Below are 20,337 nucleotides of genomic sequence, written 5' to 3'. Positions count from 1 at the left end.
ACTTGCGAAGGTAAGGCCGCCGGTCAGCGACAGGCCACCTGCTGAAGAATCGGAGGACTGGGGAAGCCAGCATAACGGTTGCGCAGGGTCTGCAGAAAAGCCTCCCCTGCCTGGGGGGCGCTGTAGAGGTAGATTTTATGCAAGCCGCCGAACACCATTTCCTGGTAACGGCTGGCAATTTCCTCCTCACTGGCCTCAGCTGGCAGGCCCAAGTGCAAGGTGACTTTGTTGCCTTCCATGGCAAACAGCGGGGTTTCCCACAGAAAATCCGCCTGACCGGTAGCGGGCAAGCGCACGAAAAGGCAGGCGTGATTGTTCAGCGTGTCCACATCGCCGCCACGCCTGCGCTTCCACTTGAGCAAGCCGTCGTCCGGGCGCGCAACGCATAAGCCGATATCGTGGTAATCGAAACCGTTGGCCAGTGCCCATTCCAGCGTCATGAACGTGGTCATGGAATTGACTTCTCGCAGTTTTTTGGCATCGCTGAAGACACTTTCGCAGTAGCCGAAGCGCAACGTGCTCCAATAGCGTTTGCCACCGCGGATGACCTCACAGCCAAGGTGGCAGGCTACCACTTCGCCGTTCAGGGTAATCAGATCCAGACGCCCGTACTCCTTGGCCAGGCGGAACACCTCCTCGGTGGGAAACTGCGCCGCCCTGCTGCCTTGGCGTGCAGTGGCGTACGGGCGCAACAGATCGCGGTCGGCCATGGCGATTTCCTCGTCCGACGCCACCGGGCGCATCTGATACAGCGGGCGGTTCTTACGGATAGTGCGGCGCAGTTCGCTGTCGTAGCGGGCGATGATCTCATCCAACGGGCGCCCCAAGGGCACCACCGCACTGACAAAGTGCGGAACCGACAATGCCCCTGCGGTGGGCAGCTCACTCACCACTACCACTGGGCGCTTTGCATCCCCGGCCATGCGTTCTACCGGCGACGGGTCCTTGCCTCCTATCAGCAGCGCAGCCATCTCCCGTTGCTGTTTGCGGCCTACATAGAGAATGTCGTAGGGGCTCTGCTGGCGTAGGCTGAACCGTGCGATTTCCCACTTCCAGAAACAGGCGCGGGCCAGCGTTTCGCGTAATTTGTCTGAGACAGTGCGCAGCTCATAACGCATCGATGGCGAGATGAAGCTTCGTGCCATAGCTTTGAGTTTTGCATTCATGTCTTTTTCAACGTCCTTCGCTGATGCCAATGAAACTGAGCGGGACAGAGCATGAAAACTTGCTGATATTCATATAAAACATTGATATACAGGTGTTATATGAAGATTAGTCAGCTTACATCCAGTAACAATTTAAGGTGCACCATCAGGTATTGGCAAGCGGCATTTTGACAGTATCTGAAGGTATTTCTTGGCGTCAAAAAAGCCCACTCATTCGATTATCCGACATCGACTTTGCTATATGAGCGGCCCCCCCACAGGCCCGCTCAACTTGGCGCACGCGCCGTTCGAGGATTGTCTGCCATCCACCTCTGCAACTGCGCGGCCGGCATCGGCCGACCCAGCAAATAGCCCTGGCCTTGATCACATCCGGCATTGCGCAGGAAGTCATACTGCTGCTGAGTCTCGATACCTTCGGCGGTGATGCGGTATCCCAATGCATGGCCGAGATCGATGATAGCCCGTGCAATGGCCACTGCATCATCGTCATCTGGCAAATCCTTGATGAATGCCCGGTCTATCTTCAGGTGATCGATAGGCAAGGAACGCAGGTAGGCCAACGACGAATAGCCCGTACCGAAGTCGTCCACCGCCGTGGCCACGCCCATCGCCTGCAGCTGAGCCAACGCCTCACAGGCCTGCTGTTGGCTTTCCATCAATAGGCTCTCGGTGATCTCCACTTCCAGCAGATGCGGCGCCAGGCCATAACGCTCAAGCGCCATGGCGAGGCTCGAAACATAGTCGCTTCGCTCGATCTGCAGCGCTGCCACGTTGACCGCCAAGGGCCCGGGCAGGCAGTCGGCGGCACACCACTGGGCCAACTGCGCACAGGCCAGGTCCAGGACGCGCTCGCCCAGCGGGATGATCAGGCCACTGCGCTCGGCCAGCGGAATGAACTCCCCTGGCGGGATCAACCCGTGCTCTGGGTCCCGCCAACGCAGCAGGGCCTCGACGCCTTCGAGCTGGCCACTGAAAAGATCGATCTTGGGCTGGTACCACAATTCGAACTCGTTCTCCTGCAACGCCCGGCGCAAGTTGCGTTCCAGTTCCAGGCGCTGGTGCAGCCGCGCTGTCATGTCAGGGTGGTAAGCGCGCCAGGCGTTGCGCCCGCCCTCCTTGGCGGCATACATGGCGGTGTCGGCATGGCGCAGCAGGCTGTCTACATCTTCGCCATGCTGCGGGCACCATGCTATGCCGATGCTGCCGGTCACCAGGGCGGTATTGCCGTTGAGGTCGAATGGCCGTTGCAGGCACCGCAGCAGCTGGCGTAGCTGTTGGCTGACCTGTATCTGGGTGCCTTGAAGCATGAACACGAATTCGTCGCCACCCAAACGGCAAACCCGGTCGCCGCCGCCCAGCTCTTGCACAAAACGCGCGGTGGCCTGCTGCAAGAGCAAATCGCCCATGGCATGCCCCAAGCTGTCGTTGACCTGCTTGAAACCGTCTATATCCAGTAGCAGCACGGCCAGGCCATGGCCTTGAGCGGTAGCCTGGGCCAATTGCCGCTGGAACAGCACCCGGTTGGGCAAGCCGGTGATGGTGTCGTAGTGCGCCAGGCGTTCGAGCTGGGCCTGGGAGCGCTGCAGTCGGCAATTACGCCGTTGCAGCTGGCGCTGCCTGCGGTTGATCCGGGCAACGAACAGGCTGAGCAGGCCACTGCAGATCATGGCGAACCAGAACAGCGGTGAGTGGAACAGACTAGTAGCCTGGGGGCTGCTCTGGCGCTGGATATCTGCATGGCCAAATACCATGGACACGCCGATACCGGTCAGCAATAGGCCGATTGGCGTCAGTGGACTGAGCGTATGACGCAACAAGCCGGCGGCGGATGTTCGTTGGTTTTTGATTGAGCGATTGTGCGAGGTCATAGGCCTGTTGGTGTAAGCGATTGCCCCTGTATCGGCGCCACTGTCGCGTTATTGAGCCACACTGGAGTTTTTCTTGAGCAAGGTGCATGCTCGAAGCTGAAGCGTTTCACCTAACCGGACATGTGAGGTGCAGTACCATGGATCATCTGCTCGATTCGCTATTTCCTGCCGCCGGCGACATCCCTGAAAACTGGCGCCTGGAAGGGCCGTTGGAGCAACGCGACTATCTGGTCAATGGCGAGTTGCGCCATTGGAGCGGGCCTTTGGCCACCGTGCGCAGCCCAGTGTGGCTCAAGCATGCCGACGGCGAGCGCCAAGTGGTGCTCGGCAGTGCGCCATTGCTCGATGCCGACACCGCCCTCACTGCCCTGGACGCCGCCGTGAACGCCTACGACAAGGGCCGTGGTGCCTGGCCGAACATGCGGGTTGCCGAGCGTATTGCACACGTCGAGACCTTTCTGGCGCGCATGCGCGAGCAACGCACTGCAGTGGTCAAATTGCTGATGTGGGAGATCGGCAAGAACCTCAAGGACTCCGAGAAGGAGTTCGACCGCACCTGTGACTACATCGTCGATACCATCAATGCGCTCAAGGACCTCGACCGGCGCTCCAGCCGTTTCGAGCTCGAGCAAGGCACGTTGGGCCAGATCCGTCGCGCACCGCTGGGCGTGGCACTGTGCATGGGCCCTTACAACTACCCGCTCAACGAAACCTTCACCACGCTGATCCCTGCACTGATAATGGGCAACACGGTGGTGTTCAAACCGGCGAAATTCGGCGTTTTGCTGATCCGCCCTCTGCTGGAGGCGTTCCGCGACAGTTTCCCGCCAGGGGTGATCAATGTGATTTACGGCCGTGGCCGGGAAACGGTCAGTGCCCTGATGGCCAGTGGCAAGGTCGATGTGTTCGCCTTCATCGGCACCCACAAGGCTGCCAGCGACCTGAAAAAACTTCACCCACGGCCCCACCGTCTGCGGGCCGCCCTGGGCCTGGATGCGAAGAACCCCGGCATCATCCTGCCCCAGGTCGACCTGGACAATGCCGTCGAAGAGGCCGTGACCGGTGCGCTTTCATTCAATGGCCAACGTTGCACGGCGCTAAAGATACTGTTCGTGCACGAAGATGTGGTCGAAGCGTTCCTCGACAAGTTCAAGCGCAAGCTTGCCGCACTAAAGCCCGGCATGCCCTGGGAGCCTGGCGTTGCGCTGACACCGCTGCCGGAGCAAGGCAAAGTCGACTACCTCGATCAATTGGTGGCCGATGCCAAGGCCAAAGGCGCCCAGGTCCTCAACGAAGCTGGCGGGCAGAGCCGCGGTTCGTTCTTCTACCCCGCCCTGCTCTACCCGGTAAATAGCGACATGCGCGTGTACCACGAAGAGCAGTTCGGCCCGGTAGTACCCGTAGTCCCGTATCGTGACCTGCAGACGGTGATCGACTACGTGCTGGACTCCGACTACGGCCAACAGCTCAGCCTGTTCGGCAATGACCCGGCCACCATCGGCAACCTGGTCGATATATTCGCCAACCAGGTTGGCCGTATCAATCTCAATGCGCAGTGCCAGCGGGGCCCTGACACTTACCCGTTCAACGGTCGCAAAAACAGCGCCGAAGGCACGTTGTCGGTGGACGATGCCTTGCGGGTTTTCTCCATTCGGACGTTGGTCGCAACGCGCTTCCAAGCGGCCAATAAAGAACTGATCAGCGAGATCATTCGCAACCGCCAGTCAAGCTTCCTGACCACCGATTACATCTTCTAACGGCTGCGCTTATGGAAAATCGATCTAGCGTCAGGGTCGATTTTCCCTCATTCCAGACGACTCTAAGCATCAGGGCGCCGTCCGGCGCCCCTTCGTCAAGGAGCGTCCACCATGCCCGCCAAACCCATCCCAGATGGCCAGCACAGCCTCACCCCCTACCTTTGCATCCACGGCGCGGCCAAGGCTATCGCGTTTTACAAGCAAGCTTTTGGCGCCATCGAAATGTTCCGCCTGGAAGGCCCTGAAGGCCGTGTCGGCCACGCCGAACTGCGCATCGGCGACTCCTCGCTGATGCTGGCCGACCCCTGCGACATGGAAAACGGCCTGACTGCCAGCCAGAAACTAGCCGGCGCTGGGGTAGGCCTGCACTTGTATGTCGAAGACTGCGACCGTGTCTTTGCCCAGGCCATTGCCGCTGGTGCTACTGCCCTGCATCCGGTTCAGGACCAGTTCTACGGGGATCGCAGCGGCTCACTGAAAGACCCATTCGGCCACCAGTGGTTCGTCGCCACCCATAAGGAAGACCTCAGCCCCGATGAGATCCGTGCGCGCGCGGCAAAGATGTTTGCCGATAACTAAGCCATCAGTTGAAAGCGCGGCGAGTTTGCCTGAAGCTTGAGGCTCGTAGCTTGGAGCTGCTTCATGCGAATCATCGACAAAACCGCCGCGCAGGTGCGCAGCCTGACCCCGGCTGAAGAGGAACTGCTGGTCGCTTTCGCCACCGGCCACCTCGTCGGGCCACGCCTGCTGCAAGCCAATCAGTTGCTGATGAAGGTGCGTAGCGCCAATCAGTGGCTGGCCTGCGATTGCCGCAAGGACGCCCTGCCGGTGCTCAATGTCACCCTCAACGGCAGCACCGGCACGCTGTTCTTGAAGAACAACCCCGGCACCGCCGAACATGCGCCGGGCTGCCCCTTCACCAAGGACGAACGCGAAGCCGACGACCGAGGGGATGAACCCCTAGCCCCTGCCGCCTGGCTGGCACCGGATACACCGCTACGGCTGATCGGTGATTACCGCATGGGCAACGAGCCCACTGCATCCAGCGCTGAGGGCGCAGGGCGGCGAGAGCAGCAGCGCCTCTTGTCGTTGCTGCTGACGTGGATCGAGACCAGCGGCCTTAACCTTTACGCTACCCACCTGAAAAAGGACCTGACCGGGCAGTTTGCCGAACTGCGCAGTGTCGCCAGTCGTTACCCGCTGCTCGAACGGGTGCCGGCCAGCAACTACCTGGAAACCCGTCTGGACATGAAGCACATGATGATGCTCAAGGCGCGGCTGCGCGAAGCCACGGTCTTCGGCAGCCACCGGCGCCATGGCCTGTTGCTGGACTGTGTGGAGCAGATCAGGGGGCGCAAGCTGTTCAATAACCGCAGCGAGGACGGCTTCGATTTTCAGGGGCACCATCTGTACTGGGGTGGCAGCCGGGCGTCAGGCCCATTGTTGGCCCTGGCACTGTACTCGCCGGCCACAGCGGGCAGCCAGTTCTACGAGCTGATTCACGTGGCCAGCGTACCCGTGCTCTCGCGCGCCCAGCTGTTTCCGGTTTACCGCGATGAGGAGCGAGAGCCGCTCAAGGCACTGGTGTCGCTGATCGACTGGATGGCCAGCAAAGGCGTCAAGGTCCAGATGCGTCGGCCGGTGATCGGCGGGCAGGTGATGGATGAACTGGTGCTGACCTCGGATCAGGACCGGGTGTTGTCGGTGTCGTTGCTGGAGCAACCGATCGGGCCAGAGCCCGATGCGGAAAACTTCAAGCGCTACGCCGACTTCAAGAGCCTCGATACCTTTCGCAAGTACGTGGCCGGGTTCTTCATGCGCGAGCGCTGAGCCCAAGCCGCCAGCTTCGTCACGACCGCCGCGCCAACAGCGACGCGCCGATCTTGAAGCTGGCGCGATTAGCGTAGGCGCGGCTTTAGCCGCGAAGCGGCCGGCTCCGCCACATCTTCCACTCTGTCAGAACGCCGCTCGGAAGATACCCTCGATCTCATCCTGGCTAGCTGGGCGCGGGTTGGTCAGCCCACAGGCATCCTTCAGGGCGTTGTGCGCCAGAATGCCCACATCTTCGAACTTGGCGCCCAATTCAGCCAAGCCTGCCGGGATACCTACCGCGGCGGCCAAGTGTTCGATGGCCGAAATCGCTGCGCCTGCGCCCTGCTTCTCGTCCAGCGCACAGACTTTGACGTCCATGGCCTTGGCCACATCGCGCAAGCGGGCGGCGCAGACCGTGGCGTTGAAGCGCTGCACATGCGGCAACAGAACGGCATTGCACACCCCGTGCGGTAGATCGTAATAGCCACCCAATTGGTGTGCCATGGCATGCACGTAGCCCAGCGATGCATTGTTGAACGCCATGCCGGCCAAAAACTGCGCGTAGGCCATATTCTCCCGCGCCACCAGATCGCTGCCATCGTGCACGGCCTGGCGCAGGTTCTGGCTGATCAGGCTGATTGCCTTGAGCGCGCAGGCATCGGTGATTGGCGTGGCAGCGGTGGAAACGTAGGCCTCGATGGCATGGGTCAAGGCATCCATGCCAGTGGCAGCGGTCAGCCCTTTTGGCATGGCCACCATCAGTGCGGGGTCGTTGACCGACAGAATCGGCGTCACATTTCGGTCGACGATAGCCATTTTCACATGGCGCTGCTCGTCGGTGATGATGCAGAAGCGGGTCATTTCGCTGGCCGTGCCCGCCGTGGTGTTGATGGCAATCAGCGGCAGCTGAGGCTTGCTGGAGCGGTCGACACCCTCATAGTCGCTGATATGCCCACCGTTGGTGGCGCACAGGGCAATCCCTTTGGCGCAGTCGTGGGGCGAGCCACCGCCCAGCGATACTACGCAGTCGCAGCGCTCGCGCTGCAACAGGGCAAGGCCGGCCTCGACATTGGCAATGCTGGGGTTGGGCTTGGCGCCGTCGAACACCACCGAATCGATGTCCTGCAAGGCCAGCATGCGGCCGATGCGAGCGGCGACGCCTGCCTTGGCCAAGCCCTGGTCGGTAACGATCAGCGCCTTGCGCAGGCCGTAGCCTGCGATCGCGACCATGGCCTGTTCAAGGCAATCGATGCCCATGATGTTGACGGGCGGAATGAAAAAGGTGCTGCTCATGGCCGGGTCCTCCTGGCTGGTCTGTCTGCCCAGGAGGATCCGCCTGATCACTAAACACGGTGTTGATCCAGGACAACGTTAGCCAAGGAACAGCCGATAGGCCGGATTGGCGGTTTCGTCCCAGTAGCGGTAGCCCATCTCATCCAGCGCCTGGGGCAAGCCGGCTTGCTCTTGGGCGGGTACTTCAAGCGCCGCGAATACCCGAGCCTCGGCTGCGCCGTGGTTACGGTAGTGAAACAAGCTGATGTTCCAACGCTTGCCCAGCCGCTCCAGGAACCCCAGTAGCGCTCCCGGTCGCTCGGGGAATTCGAACCGCAGCACCCGCTCATCGGCCCCGGGTGCTGCATGCCCACCCACGGTGTGGCGCACATGTAACTTGGCCAATTCGTTATCGGTCAGGTCAAGCACGCTGTACCCCTGCCCTTGCAGGCTGGCCAGCAGTTGATCACGCGGATCATGTTGCGGGTGGGTCTGCACGCCAACGAACAGTCGAGCCTCCTTGCCGGGGTAGAAGCGATAGTTGAACTCGGTGATCTGCCGCTTGCCCAGCGCTTGGCAGAAGGCCCTGAAGCTGCCGGGCTGCTCAGGGATGGTAACGGCGATGATCGCTTCGCGCTGCTCGCCAAGCTCGGCCCGCTCAGCGACGTGCCGCAGGCGGTCGAAGTTGACATTGGCACCAGAATCGATGGCCACCAGGGTCTGGCCGTGCACACCGCCACGGGCCACGTAGCGCTTGATCCCGGCTACCGCCAGGGCGCCGGAAGGCTCGGTGATCGAGCGAGTATCGTCGTAGATGTCCTTGATGGCCGCGCATAACTCATCGCTGCTGACCGTGATCACTTCATCGACGAAATGCCGACACAGTTCGAAGCAGTGAGCGCCCACCTGCGCCACCGTTACGCCGTCGGCGAAGGTACCGACCTGCGGCAGGATCACTCGCTCGCCGGCCGTCATGGCCGCCTGCAGGCAGTTGGAGTCTTCGGGTTCGACGCCAATGACCTTGACCTCAGGCCGCAGGTATTTGACGTAGGCGGCGATGCCGGCAATCAAGCCGCCGCCGCCAACCGGCACGAAGATCGCGTCCAGGGCGCCGGGCTGCTGGCGCAGGATCTCCATGCCCACGGTGCCTTGGCCAGCGATCACATCTGGGTCGTCGAACGGTGGTACGAAGGTCGCTTGTTCACTGTCGGCCAGTTTCAAAGCGTGAGCCAGCGCATGGGGAAAGCTCTCGCCATGCAGCACCACATGGCCGCCGCGCGAGCGTACCCCTTCGACTTTGAGTGAGGGCGTGGTGGTCGGCATGACGATGGTGGCTTTCATGCCAAGGTGCGCCGCCGCCAGGGCAACGCCCTGGGCATGGTTACCTGCAGAGGCCGTGATGACGCCACGTTCGCGCTGGGCCTGGGTCAGGCGCGACAGCCGGGTGTAGGCGCCGCGGATCTTGAACGAGAAGGTTGGCTGCAAGTCTTCACGCTTGAGCAGCACGTGATTGCCAAGGCGCTCGGACAGCGCTGGCGCCGCTTGCAGAGGCGTCTCGATTGCCAGGTCGTATACCGGCGCAGACAGGATGCGGCGTACCTGCTCCGACAGCAAATGCTGCGCTGAAGAGGACGTACGAGGGTTTAGGTTGAGGCTGGTCATCGAGGGCAACTCCTTGGCTTGTTCGGTGCCCAGGAGTCAGAGAGAAAAAACCCGCCTCCAGGGCGGGTTCGGTGCACGTAAGCGCTAGCCCGCCAAACTGATGATGGCGGTAATAATAATGGCGTTCACGTGCTGGAAGGTGTTCATGGCAAAGGACGTTAGCCTGCCGGCCCCCGCGAAGTCAACATTTGCCTTGCTGAGCCGACAGCGGCACGTCGAAGACCTTGTCAAAGCCCCATTGGAAGACGAAGGCGTAAACGAAGAAGAACACGAACAGTGCAAGGTTGGTCAGCAGCGCAGCCCACAGACTTACTTGCAACCAGAACGCTACCAGCGGCAACAGGATCAGTACCAGTCCGCCCTCGAAGCCCAGCGCATGCAACAGGCGCCGCAGGAACGTGCGATCGCGTTGCTGCTGTCGCGCCTCCCACTGCTCGAACGCCCAGTTATAGGCCATGTTCCAGCTCATGGCGATGCCCGACATCAGTACCGACAGTACCGCCGACTGGGCCATACCGGCACCGAACGCCAGCTCCAGCGCCGGTGCCACACAGGCTACGGCGATGGCTTCGTAAAGAATGGCCTGGACGATCTTGCGGGCCTTGCCTTGCATGTTCAGCTTCCTTGAAGAATCGGCGTACCAAGCTACAAGATGAAAGGGCCAATAGAAAGCCTCAATTTGAAGCCTGCGCAAGCTCGACCGCGCCCTCAACCAACGCACTGTGCAACTGCACACAAGGCCTGAGCGATCAAAAGCACAGGGGCTAACCTGCGGGTAAGCGAATGGTGAATTGTGCGCCTCCCAACGCCGATTGCGTCACGCTCAGCTGACCACCCTGCCCTTCGATCGCCCGTCGACTGATTGCCAACCCCAGGCCAAACCCGCCCGTGTTGCGGTCACGACTGCGGTCAAGCCGGTAGAAGGGCTGGAATATCCGCTCACGCTCCTGCACCGGAATGCCTATGCCGTCGTCCTCCACGGTCAGCAGGCAGGCGCCGTCTTGTTCCAGGCGCAAGCGCAACAAAATGCTCGTGTCGCAGTAGCGCATGGCATTGCGCACCAGGTTCTGCACCGCTCGGGCGGTCAGGCGCGGGTCGAGCACAAAGCGTGGCAGACTGGCTTCGGCCTGCACTTCCCATTGAATACCCCGGGCATCGAGCTCTTCGGCAAACCCGCCCAGTACACTGTCGACCAGCTCCAGCAACGATACCTCGACCCGCTCGCGAGCCTGATCGGCGTTGTACAGGCGACTGTAAGACAGCAGTTCGAGCACCAGTTCATCCAGCTCACGCACATGCCCGACCAATTCCAGCAGGCGTTTGCGGCTGGCAGCAGGGACTTCGTCAAACAGCAGCACCAGGCCAAAATCCAGCCGGGTCAGCGGGGTTCGCAGCTCGTGGCTGACGGCATTGAGCAGCTCGCGCTGCTGGTTGACGTGGCGTTCGAGGTCGCTGGCCATGGTGTCGAAAACACTGGCCAGCTCGCCGATGTTGGAGTGCGGCGAAATATGCGTGCGCTCGGACATCTGCCCCTGGCCCAGGCGCCGTGCGGTTTCCTTCATGCGCTCAAGGTCGCGCCAGTGCGGCCATACCCAAAGCAGCAGGCAGCCGAGCATCGCCGCACCGATCAGCACCGTCACACCCCAGGACAGGACGTTGATATCCAGCGGGTCGGGGGGTGAATGCAGGCTCACCAGCCAAGTCCCGTCCAAGGGCGCCAACACGGTCTCGTAGTAGCCCCAGTCACCAATGCGCACGGCATACAGGCCATGCTCAAGACGCGCTTGCTCGGCAGCGCTGAGCTCGGCCTGATCACGGCGCAACAGCTGGACCTGCAAGGGCGCGAACAACTTGGCGAGGTCTTGCTCCACCGCCGGCCACTGCTGCTGCGGCACCTGACGGAACTGGCGGACAATCAGCGACTGCACACCTTTGGCCTGATCCAGATTGTAGGCCATGAAACGATCGTGAAACAGGCCGACGATGGCGTCCGGTATCAACAGCAGTGCGCCGGCGTAAGCTACGATGACCAACAGATAAAGGCGCACCAGAATCTTCAGCATGCTCGCTCAGCACTCCCACTCGACGCGGCTGAACAAATACCCCTTGCCCCACACGGTCTTGATCTTGCGCGCTTCGCCGGCACTGTCGTCGAACTTGCGGCGCAGCTTGGAAATGGCCACGTCCACTGAGCGGTCGGTGCCGTTGAATTCGATACCGCGCAGTTGCTGAAGGATGCGGTCGCGGCTGAGCACCACACCGGCGTTGCGCGCCAGCACCACCAACAGGTTGTATTCGCCGCTGGACAGCTCGACTTCCTCGCCACGCCAGCTGACCAAGCGCTCGGCCAGGTCGATGACCAAGCCGCCGATGACGATCTGATGGTTGTCCAGCCGTGGTTCATTGACGCTGCTGCGACGCAGCAAGGTGCGCACGCGAGCCAGCAATACCCGTGGCTCGCAGGGCTTGGTCACATAATCGTCGGCGCCCATCTCAAGGCCGAGCACCTGATCATGGCTGTCGTCGCGAGCGGTCAGCATCAGGATCGGCAGGCTCAGCGACTCCTGACGCAACAGGCGACACAACTGCAAGCCATCGATGCCTGGCAGCATGAGGTCGAGGATCACCAGGTCCGGCTTGTCCTCCCGAAAAGCCTCCAGCACATGGTCGCCACGGGCAATCACCCGGACGTGGAAATCGTTGCGTTGCAGGTAGCTTGCGATCAGCTCGGACAACGCGCTGTCGTCTTCGACCAGAAGAATGTTGGGCATGAAAGTTAGCTTGTGGGAACGGGTTGATCGGCAACAAGGCCGGGGCAGGTCAGTGCAGAATATAGAAACCTGGTCACAGGCAGGGCTGTTCTTAACACTTTTTCACACAGCCTCTACAGCTGTTAACAGCTACCCCAGCAGCTGTTGCCTTAGGATAGGCGAGCTCATCATTGGAAGCCCCGCATGCCTATCACTTACCCACCCCTCCTGCGCCCGTTGGCGCTGGCGGCCCTGCTCACGCTGATGCTGGTCGGTTGCGACGACGCAACCCAGCCTGACGAACAACAGCCCCTTGCCCAGGTTCGCGTCGAGACCCTGCAATTGCAGCCGCAGGCAATTACCACCGAGCTTAGCGGGCGCATCCTCGCACCGCGCACGGCACAGGTGCGCGCACGCGTCGCTGGCGTGGTGCTCAAGCGGGTGTACCGCGAAGGCAGCGACGTCAAACAAGGCGATGTGCTGTTTCTCATCGACCCGGCGCCCTTGAAAGCCGACCATGATAGCGCCCGTGCAGCCTTGGCCAGAGCCCAGGCCACGCTGTATCAGGCGCGTCTGCAAGAGCAACGCTACCGTCAACTGGTCGATGACAAGGCCGTCAGCCGCCAGGAGTACGACAATGCCCGGGCGGCGTTTCTGCAGGCTGATGCCGCCGTTGCCGAAGCCAAGGCAGCGCTGGAGCGCGCCAAGCTGAACCTCGGGTATGCCACCGTCACTGCACCGATCGCCGGGCGCATCGGCCGTGCTCTGGTGACCGAGGGTGCCCTGGTCGGCCAGAACGAACCCACCCCACTTGCCACCATCGAGCAGCTTGATCCGATTCATGCCGATGTCACGCAGTCGACCCGCGAACTCAATGCGCTGCGCCGTGCACTGCGCGCCGGTCAATTGCAGCAGGCCAGCGATGGCCAGGCCAGTGCCACCTTGATTCAGGACGATGGCAGTGCCTACCCGTTCGCCGGCAAGCTGCTGTTCTCCGACATCAGCGTTGATCCCAGCACCAATCAGATCACACTGCGCAGTGAATTCCCCAACCCTAACCTTGACCTGCTGCCGGGCAGCTATGTGCGCGTGCGCCTGGAGCAGGCCGTCCAGCCCAAAGGCTTGAGTGTGCCGCAGCGGGCTGTCGTGCGCGACAGTGCCGGGGTGCCGAAGGTGCTGGTGGTGGACGCCCAGGCCCGGGTGAGCGAACGCCAGGTGGTACTGGGCAGCGCTCAGGGCGACCGCTGGCAAGTCAGCGAGGGGCTGGCGCCCGGTGAACAGGTGGTGGTCGAAGGCTTGCAGCACATCAAGGCGGGCGATCAAGTTCAGCTTGCCCCCAGCGCGCAACCCATCGTCCAGCACAACGGCCAGTGAGGGCCTGATCCATGCCGCAGTTCTTCATCGACCGCCCGATTTTTGCCTGGGTAATCGCACTGTTCATCCTGCTCGCTGGCGCACTGGCCATCCCTCAATTGCCGGTGGCGCAGTACCCCAACGTTGCACCGCCGCAAGTGGAGATTTATGCCGTTTACCCAGGCGCCTCGGCGGCGACCCTGGATGAAAGCGTGGTGAGCTTGATCGAACAGGAACTCAACGGTGCCGACAACCTTCTGTATTTCTCATCACAAAGCAGCCTGGGCAGCGCCACCATCACTGCAACCTTCGAGCCAGGCACGCACCCGGACCTGGCCCAGGTCGATGTGCAGAACCGCCTCAAGGTGGTCGAGTCGCGCCTGCCGCGTCAGGTGACCCAGCAAGGCCTGCAGGTGGAGAAGGTGTCCACCGGTTTTCTGCTGCTCGGCACCCTCACCTCAGAGGACGGCAGCCTGGATGAAACTGCGCTTTCCGACCTACTGGCGCGCAACGTGATGAACGAAATCCGCCGCCTCAAGGGTGTCGGTAAGGCGCAGCTGTATGGCTCCGAACGCGCCATGCGTATCTGGATCGACCCCCGTAAGCTGATCGGTTTCGATCTCACGCCCAATGATGTGGTGCAAGCCATCGCCGCGCAGAATGCTCAGGTCGCCCCTGGCAGCATCGGCGATCTTCCAGCCCGCCCTACTCAGGAAATCACGGCCAACGTAGTGGTTAAAGGCCAACTGAGCAGCCCTGAAGAATTCGCCGCCATCGTCCTGCGGGCGAAGCCCGACGGCTCCAGCGTGACCATTGGCGATGTCGCACGGGTTCAGATCGGCGCCCAGGATTACCAGTACGGCACTCGCCTGAACGGTAAACCCGCTACCGCTTTCAGCGTGCAGCTGGCGCCTGGGGCGAACGCCATGGAAACCGCCACCTTGGTCCGGGCGAAAATGCAGGAGCTTGCACGCTATTTCCCTGAAGGGGTGAAGTACGACATCCCCTACGACACTTCGCCGTTCGTCAAAGTGTCGATCCAGCAGGTCATCACTACCCTGTTCGAGGCCATGCTGCTGGTGTTCGCGGTGATGTTCCTGTTCCTGCAGAACCTGCGCTACACCCTGATCCCGACGCTGGTCGTTCCGGTGGCGCTGATGGGCACCTTCACCGTGATGCTGGCGCTGGGCTTTTCGGTCAACGTGCTGACCTTGTTCGGCATGGTCTTGGCCATCGGCATTCTGGTGGACGACGCCATTGTGGTGGTGGAGAACGTTGAACGGATCATGGCCGAAGAAGGCTTGACGCCCAAACAGGCCACGCGCAAGGCCATGGGCCAGATCAGCGGTGCCATCGTCGGCATCACCCTGGTGCTGGTCGCCGTGTTCCTGCCCATGGCCTTCATGAAAGGCTCGGTGGGGGTGATCTACCAGCAGTTCTCGGTATCCATGGCCGTGTCGATCCTGTTTTCGGCGTTCCTTGCCCTGAGCCTGACACCGGCACTGTGCGCCACCCTGCTCAAGCCGCTGGCCAAGGGTGAGCACCATGCACGCAAAGGCTTCTTCGGCTGGTTCAACCGCCGCTTCGAAAAGCTCAGCGACGGCTACCAGGGCTGGGTCATCCAGGCGATCAAACGCAGCGGCCGTTATCTGTTGCTGTACGGCGTGCTGCTGGCGGTGCTCGGTTACGGCTTCAGCCAGTTGCCCACGGCGTTCCTGCCCACCGAAGACCAGGGTTATACCATCACGGACATCCAGCTGCCGCCCGGCGCCAGTCGCATGCGTACCGAGCAGGTGGCGGCCCAGATCGAAGCGCACAATGCCCAAGAGCCGGGCGTGGGCAACACCACCATGATTCTGGGCTTCAGCTTCTCAGGCAGCGGCCAGAATGCAGCCCTGGCCTTCACTACCCTGAAAGACTGGTCCGAACGCGGCGCCGATGACAGTGCCCAGGCGATCGCCGACCGAGCTACGCAGGCTTTCACCCAGCTCAAGGACGCCATTGCCTACTCCGTGCTGCCACCGCCCATCGACGGGCTGGGGGAGTCGACCGGCTTCGAGCTGCGCCTGCAAGATCGCGGCGGTATGGGCCATGAGGCGCTGATGGCCGCTCGCGACGAGCTGCTGGCCAATGCAAACAAAAGCAAGGTTCTGGCCAATGTTCGCGAGGCCGCGCTGGCCGAGAGCCCGCAGGTACAACTGGAAATCGATCGTCGCCAGGCCAACGCCCTGGGGGTCTCGTTCGACGATATCGGCTCGGTGCTGGATGTGGCGGTGGGTTCCAGTTATGTGAACGACTTCCCCAACCAAGGCCGCATGCAGCGAGTGGTGGTCCAGGCCGAGGGTGACCAACGTAGCCAAGTCGAGGATCTGTTGCGCATCCATGTACGCAATAGCAGTGGCAAGATGGTGCCGCTCAGTGCCTTCGTTCAGGCCAAGTGGGTCAGCGGGCCAGTTCAATTGACCCGTTACAACGGTTACCCCGCGGTGGCGATTTCCGGTGAGCCGGCAGCCGGTTACAGCTCGGGTGAGGCCATGGCTGAAATCGAGCGGCTGGTGGCGCAGTTGCCGGCCGGTACGGGCCTGGAATGGACTGGCCTTTCGCTGCAGGAGCGGCTGTCCGGCAGCCAGGCCCCTTTGCTGATGGGGTTGTCGCTGTTGGTGGTGTTTCTGTGCCTCGCCGCCCTGTATGAAAGCTGGTCCATCCCTACCGCGGTACTGTTGGTGGTACCGCTTGGGGTGCTCGGTGCGGTAGTGGCCGTAACCTTGCGCGGCATGCCCAACGATGTGTTCTTCAAGGTCGGCCTGATTACCTTGATCGGGCTATCGGCCAAAAACGCGATCTTGATCATCGAGTTCGCCAAGCACCTGGTCGATCAAGGCATGGAGGCTACTCAAGCAGCGGTACAGGCTGCACGGTTGCGGCTGCGGCCGATCGTGATGACCTCCCTGGCGTTCATCCTCGGTGTGGTACCGCTGGCTATCGCTACCGGCGCGAGCTCCGCGAGCCAACAGGCCATTGGCACCGGGGTGATTGGTGGGATGCTCAGCGCTACGCTGGCGGTGGTATTCGTACCGGTGTTCTTCGTGGTGGTGATGAGGTTGGCCGGTCGCGCCCCTGCCAGAACCGAACGCGTACAGACCGACGAAGGCTGACTGGACAAGCCGGGCGTTGAATGAGAGGGTTCCGGGGATCGACTGCCCGGGACCTTTTTTCATGGCTGCTGCACTGCCCCCCTGCTCCGTACTGATCCTCGCTGGTGGCCGCGGTCACCGCATGGGCGGGCGTGACAAAGGCTTGCTGGACTGGCGCGGCGAGCCTTTGATCGCGCATCTACACCGTACGGTTCGGCCACTGACCGATGACCTGGTGGTTTCCTGCAACCGCAACCAGCACGCATACGGGCTTTATGCCGACCAATTGGTCAGCGATAGCGACCCGGATTTTCCCGGGCCGCTGGCCGGGGTGATAGCTGGGCTGAAGATAGCCAGGCATAACTGGGTGGTACTGCTGGCCTGTGATGCGCCATTGGTTGACCGGCCACTGCTCGATGACCTGCGGCAGATCGCGGCAGCAGGCGATGGTGCCGCAATGGTGCGCCAGGGTGGGTACTGGCAGCCTATGTTTTGTGTCCTGCCACGCAGGGTACTGGTGGTACTTGAACAGGCTTGGGCAGAGGGTGAGCGCAGTTTGCAGAAGGCCTTGCTGCGCGAGCGACTACAAGCTCTGGAATGCGCGGGTGACGATCGGCGATTGAGTAATTTCAACAGCCCTGATTGGCTACTGGGATGACGCTGAGCGCCGCCGGTGTGGCACGGGCACTCAGCTGAGCCTTGCTCCCCTGACCGCTGAGCAGATGTCTTCACGTGCCGCCCCATATCCCGCATAGTATGCCTGTATGAACGTCCAGCCTGCCCGCCGAGTTCACTGATTTCGTCTGCATAGGGGTGAACCACAGGCCGTTCCTGTCTTAAACCCAAACCAGGCATACGCTCCGTGATCCAGTCCGACCTCGACTTGTTCGGCCCTGAGCCGCAACACCTGGCCAGCCAGACTGTGCTATTGCCAGGTTTCGCCCTGAGCGTGCTTGAGCCGCTGCTCGATGCGCTACGCCCGGTGCTGCGGGCCGCGCCGTTGCGGCACATGCAAACACCCGGTGGGCTGAACATGGCCGTGGCATTGACCAACTGCGGGGCACTGGGCTGGGTTAGTGATGCCAAGGGCTATCGCTACACAACCAGTGATCCAATCAGCGGCCAAGCCTGGCCTGCCCTACCCCAGGTGCTGCTTGAACTGGCAGGCCGCGCAGCATTGGCAGCAGGCTTTGAAGGGTTCGTGCCGGACGCCTGCCTGATCAATCAATACCTGCCAGGTACTCGGCTGAGCTTGCATCAGGACCGCAACGAAAGGGACTTCGAGCAACCGATCGTGTCAATTTCGCTGGGGCTGCCTGCGGTTTTCCTGCTCGGTGGGTTGCAGCGCTCGGATCGCACTGCGCGGGTACCGCTGAGTCACGGTGATGTGCTGGTGTGGGGCGGCGAAGACAGGCTGCGCTTCCATGGTGTGCTACCGATCAAGCCAGGGCTGCATTCGCGAATGGGCGAGCGGCGGATCAACCTCACCCTGCGCAAAGCCGGTTGATTGGGGCTAGGTAACCCATGAGCTACGTGACAGTTGCAAGCCACTGACACTCCCTGAAGACTGCCACTTGGCAAAAAACCCGAAACTAATTGAACATCCGTCACCGCTAAGCTTCAAAAAGACGATAAATGCCATCGTTTAGCCAGGAGCCAGCTGCGAATGCCTACTCTTTGCACGTTCAATTACCCTGCTCAAGGCAGCCTGCAGCTATGAAAATGCCAGGCCGCGCCCCCAACTCCAACCTGCACCTGGACTACGTCCGTGACACCCTGTTCGGGCCAGTCGCTCAAACCGTGGAATGCCAGTGTCAGATGGCAGCACTGACGCTGCAAGGTCGCCCTGCGCTGCGGCTGCACATATGTCCACCTCTGCCGCACAAAGTCGAGCGGGCTCATAGCGTGGCTTTCATCTGGGATGGCCGCAGTTATCACGGGCTTGTGCGTCACCACGGAAAATGCGGTGACGGCGGCTTGAATTTGCTGCTTGAGCTGCAATAAGCGGTAGATAGCCAGCGTAGTATTCGAACTCGCGATCGCCGCCCCTAGACCAAGGCCGGCCAACTGACTGACCGGCCCACACTCGCCATCAGGCAATGGCCTTGATCACCTTAGGCTGCTTGCCGCGCAGCGTGTGAAGTTGGCCGACGAGGTTTACCAGGTCGCGGCAGTTGTTCAGGCTCTGTAATGAGATACCCGACAGGGTCACGGCTTGCTCCAGGCTCTGGCCCTGCCCCAACCGAATAGTCAAAGTAGTACCATCAGGGCAGCTGATTTCGCACCGGTCAGGCAGGCAGGCCTGTTCGATGATTTGCCGCATTTCCAGCATTGAAACGCCAATTAACGACATTGTCCGACCCTCTCTTGAGTGGATGGCCTGTTGTGTGATTACGCCTCATAGGGGCAGGATGCCAATTGAGAATGAGCATGCCAAAGCGGCCTTCCATGGTCTTTGGCAATGGTGATGCCTAAGAATCCTTAAGCACCTTAGTGGAAGAACGCCCGGCGCCTTCGACTGTTCGATCGAATGCTGGCACTTCGCGACAGGCGGTAAGCGTGGGCGGGCACTTGGGACAAAAGCTTATTGGCGCGGCGTCGCCCAAGGGCATCGATCAACGGGAAGTATCAGCGGCATTCCCTGCCATATGCCCGAAGCGTCCGGCGTGAAAGTCGTCGAAAGACTCCGCGATCTCTGCTTGGGTGTTCATCACGAAGGGGCCATACCCCACAATCGGCTCATCGATGGGTTCGCCACTGAGCAACAGCAAGCTGGCCCGCTCAAGCGCCTCAATGGCCACGTCCTCGCCCTCGCGCTCAAGTAGCACAAGGCTGGCCGGGCCTGCGTCACGCTCACCGTTGACGCGCACAGTGCCCCGCAGCACCACCAACGCGGCGTTACGCCCAGCCGCAACGGGTAATTGCAGCGTGCTGCCGGCATTCAACTGCATGTCCCAAACGTCCATCGCAGTGAAGGTCTTCGCAGGGCCGCTAAGGCCTTGATAAGCGCCAGCGATCACACGCAAGCTCCCAACATTGCCTGGCAGTTGCAGCACTGGAATATCGGCTGACAACAGCGTCTGGTAGCCAGCGGCTGCGCGCTTGTCCCGTGCTGGCAGATTGACCCACAGTTGGACCATTTCCAGCGTACCGCCGCTGCGGGCGAACGCCGGGGAGTGAAACTCCTCATGGATGATGCCGTTGGCTGCCGTCATCCACTGCACGTCACCGGGGCCGATCAAACCACCGGCTCCTGTGGAATCGCGGTGCTCCAGTTCACCCTGATAGACGATGGTGACGGTTTCGAAACCTCGATGCGGGTGTTGGCCTACACCTCGCCGGTCATTAGTGGAGGTGAAGTCATGAGGGCCAGCATAATCGAGCAACAGGAATGGGCTGATCTTGCTCGCCAGGTCGTCGTAGGTGAACAGGCTGCGCACCGGGAAACCATCGCCCACCCAATGAGCGTGGGGGCTGCGGTATGTACCCAGAATTTTTTTCACGAGAAACCTCCTCTTCAAACTGGGTAGACCTTAGCAATGCTACTAATCGACCGGTAGCCA

17 protein-coding genes are annotated in these 20,337 nt (G+C 61.3%); 8 read left to right on the top strand and 9 right to left on the bottom strand.

Features of this window, described 5'->3' with window-relative positions; genetic code table 11:
- Nucleotides 1–23: 23 nt before the first annotated feature.
- Together HU725_RS10455 and HU725_RS10450 are read right to left on the bottom strand one after the other, a co-directional pair.
- Nucleotides 24–1,166 (bottom strand): GNAT family N-acetyltransferase, encoded by a 1,143-nt coding sequence (locus HU725_RS10455; protein WP_186477148.1) that lies wholly within the window; start codon nucleotides 1,164–1,166, stop codon nucleotides 24–26.
- A 266-nt stretch (nucleotides 1,167–1,432) separates the two neighbouring features.
- Nucleotides 1,433–2,983, bottom strand: coding sequence for a putative bifunctional diguanylate cyclase/phosphodiesterase (locus HU725_RS10450; RefSeq protein WP_225915529.1), 1,551 nt, complete (start codon nucleotides 2,981–2,983; stop codon nucleotides 1,433–1,435).
- A gap of 188 nt (nucleotides 2,984–3,171) precedes the next feature.
- Here HU725_RS10450 and HU725_RS10445 point away from each other — a divergent pair, with 188 nt between their 5' ends.
- The 3 genes from HU725_RS10445 to HU725_RS10435 all read left to right on the top strand — a co-directional run bounded on the left by HU725_RS10445 (nucleotide 3,172) and on the right by HU725_RS10435 (nucleotide 6,621).
- A complete protein-coding gene (locus HU725_RS10445) occupies nucleotides 3,172–4,791 on the top strand; it encodes an NADP-dependent glyceraldehyde-3-phosphate dehydrogenase (protein ID WP_186477146.1) in 1,620 nt (539 codons plus the stop codon).
- A 111-nt stretch (nucleotides 4,792–4,902) separates the two neighbouring features.
- On the top strand, nucleotides 4,903–5,370 hold the full coding sequence (locus tag HU725_RS10440) for a VOC family protein (RefSeq protein ID WP_186477145.1): 468 nt from the start codon (nucleotides 4,903–4,905) through the stop codon (nucleotides 5,368–5,370).
- A gap of 63 nt (nucleotides 5,371–5,433) precedes the next feature.
- The gene (locus HU725_RS10435) at nucleotides 5,434–6,621 is read left to right on the top strand and encodes a DUF8534 domain-containing protein (protein WP_186477144.1); all 1,188 of its coding nucleotides are present in this window, start codon (nucleotides 5,434–5,436) and stop codon (nucleotides 6,619–6,621) included.
- Between the two features lie 126 nt (nucleotides 6,622–6,747).
- Here the strand turns inward: HU725_RS10435 and yiaY are convergent, their stop codons facing one another.
- The 5 genes from yiaY to HU725_RS10410 form a co-directional block, all read right to left on the bottom strand.
- Nucleotides 6,748–7,896: an L-threonine dehydrogenase gene (gene yiaY, locus HU725_RS10430; protein WP_186477143.1), complete on the bottom strand. Its 1,149-nt coding sequence runs from the start codon at nucleotides 7,894–7,896 to the stop codon at nucleotides 6,748–6,750.
- A 78-nt stretch (nucleotides 7,897–7,974) separates the two neighbouring features.
- Nucleotides 7,975–9,537 carry a threonine ammonia-lyase, biosynthetic gene (ilvA, locus tag HU725_RS10425; protein WP_186477142.1) on the bottom strand — a complete coding sequence of 521 codons (1,563 nt, stop codon included), beginning with the start codon at nucleotides 9,535–9,537 and terminating at the stop codon, nucleotides 7,975–7,977.
- A 181-nt stretch (nucleotides 9,538–9,718) separates the two neighbouring features.
- Entirely contained in the window at nucleotides 9,719–10,150 is a 432-nt protein-coding gene (locus HU725_RS10420) for a PACE efflux transporter (RefSeq protein ID WP_060476508.1), read from the bottom strand.
- A 151-nt stretch (nucleotides 10,151–10,301) separates the two neighbouring features.
- Nucleotides 10,302–11,600 carry an ATP-binding protein gene (locus HU725_RS10415; protein ID WP_186477141.1) on the bottom strand — a complete coding sequence of 433 codons (1,299 nt, stop codon included), beginning with the start codon at nucleotides 11,598–11,600 and terminating at the stop codon, nucleotides 10,302–10,304.
- A 6-nt stretch (nucleotides 11,601–11,606) separates the two neighbouring features.
- Nucleotides 11,607–12,308 carry a response regulator gene (locus HU725_RS10410; protein WP_060476509.1) on the bottom strand — a complete coding sequence of 234 codons (702 nt, stop codon included), beginning with the start codon at nucleotides 12,306–12,308 and terminating at the stop codon, nucleotides 11,607–11,609.
- A 183-nt stretch (nucleotides 12,309–12,491) separates the two neighbouring features.
- Here HU725_RS10410 and HU725_RS10405 point away from each other — a divergent pair, with 183 nt between their 5' ends.
- From HU725_RS10405 to HU725_RS10385, 5 genes are all read left to right on the top strand, one after another.
- Nucleotides 12,492–13,661 carry an efflux RND transporter periplasmic adaptor subunit gene (locus tag HU725_RS10405; RefSeq protein ID WP_186477140.1) on the top strand — a complete coding sequence of 390 codons (1,170 nt, stop codon included), beginning with the start codon at nucleotides 12,492–12,494 and terminating at the stop codon, nucleotides 13,659–13,661.
- 11 nt (nucleotides 13,662–13,672) lie between these two features.
- On the top strand, nucleotides 13,673–16,795 hold the full coding sequence (locus HU725_RS10400) for a multidrug efflux RND transporter permease subunit (RefSeq protein WP_186477139.1): 3,123 nt from the start codon (nucleotides 13,673–13,675) through the stop codon (nucleotides 16,793–16,795).
- Nucleotides 16,796–16,856: 61 nt separating this feature from the next.
- Nucleotides 16,857–17,432, top strand: a complete 576-nt coding sequence (gene mobA, locus HU725_RS10395) for a molybdenum cofactor guanylyltransferase MobA (RefSeq protein WP_186477138.1) — start codon at nucleotides 16,857–16,859, stop codon at nucleotides 17,430–17,432.
- Between the two features lie 204 nt (nucleotides 17,433–17,636).
- On the top strand, nucleotides 17,637–18,281 hold the full coding sequence (gene alkB, locus HU725_RS10390; RefSeq protein ID WP_186477137.1) for a DNA oxidative demethylase AlkB: 645 nt from the start codon (nucleotides 17,637–17,639) through the stop codon (nucleotides 18,279–18,281).
- A gap of 209 nt (nucleotides 18,282–18,490) precedes the next feature.
- Complete coding sequence (locus HU725_RS10385; protein WP_060476514.1) at nucleotides 18,491–18,778, top strand: hypothetical protein; 288 nt, start codon at nucleotides 18,491–18,493, stop codon at nucleotides 18,776–18,778.
- Between the two features lie 88 nt (nucleotides 18,779–18,866).
- Here HU725_RS10385 and HU725_RS10380 read toward each other — a convergent pair whose 3' ends face one another.
- A complete protein-coding gene (locus tag HU725_RS10380; RefSeq protein ID WP_060476515.1) occupies nucleotides 18,867–19,127 on the bottom strand; it encodes a DUF1652 domain-containing protein in 261 nt (86 codons plus the stop codon).
- Nucleotides 19,128–19,389: 262 nt separating this feature from the next.
- Nucleotides 19,390–20,277 carry a pirin family protein gene (locus HU725_RS10375; RefSeq protein WP_186477136.1) on the bottom strand — a complete coding sequence of 296 codons (888 nt, stop codon included), beginning with the start codon at nucleotides 20,275–20,277 and terminating at the stop codon, nucleotides 19,390–19,392.
- Between the last annotated feature and the right edge of the window lie 60 nt (nucleotides 20,278–20,337).

Source organism: Pseudomonas promysalinigenes (genome assembly GCF_014269025.2).
Lineage (GTDB): Bacteria > Pseudomonadota > Gammaproteobacteria > Pseudomonadales > Pseudomonadaceae > Aquipseudomonas > Aquipseudomonas promysalinigenes.
Note: the sequence above shows the minus strand (reverse complement) of the source record. Positions and strands in the feature narration are given on the sequence as shown.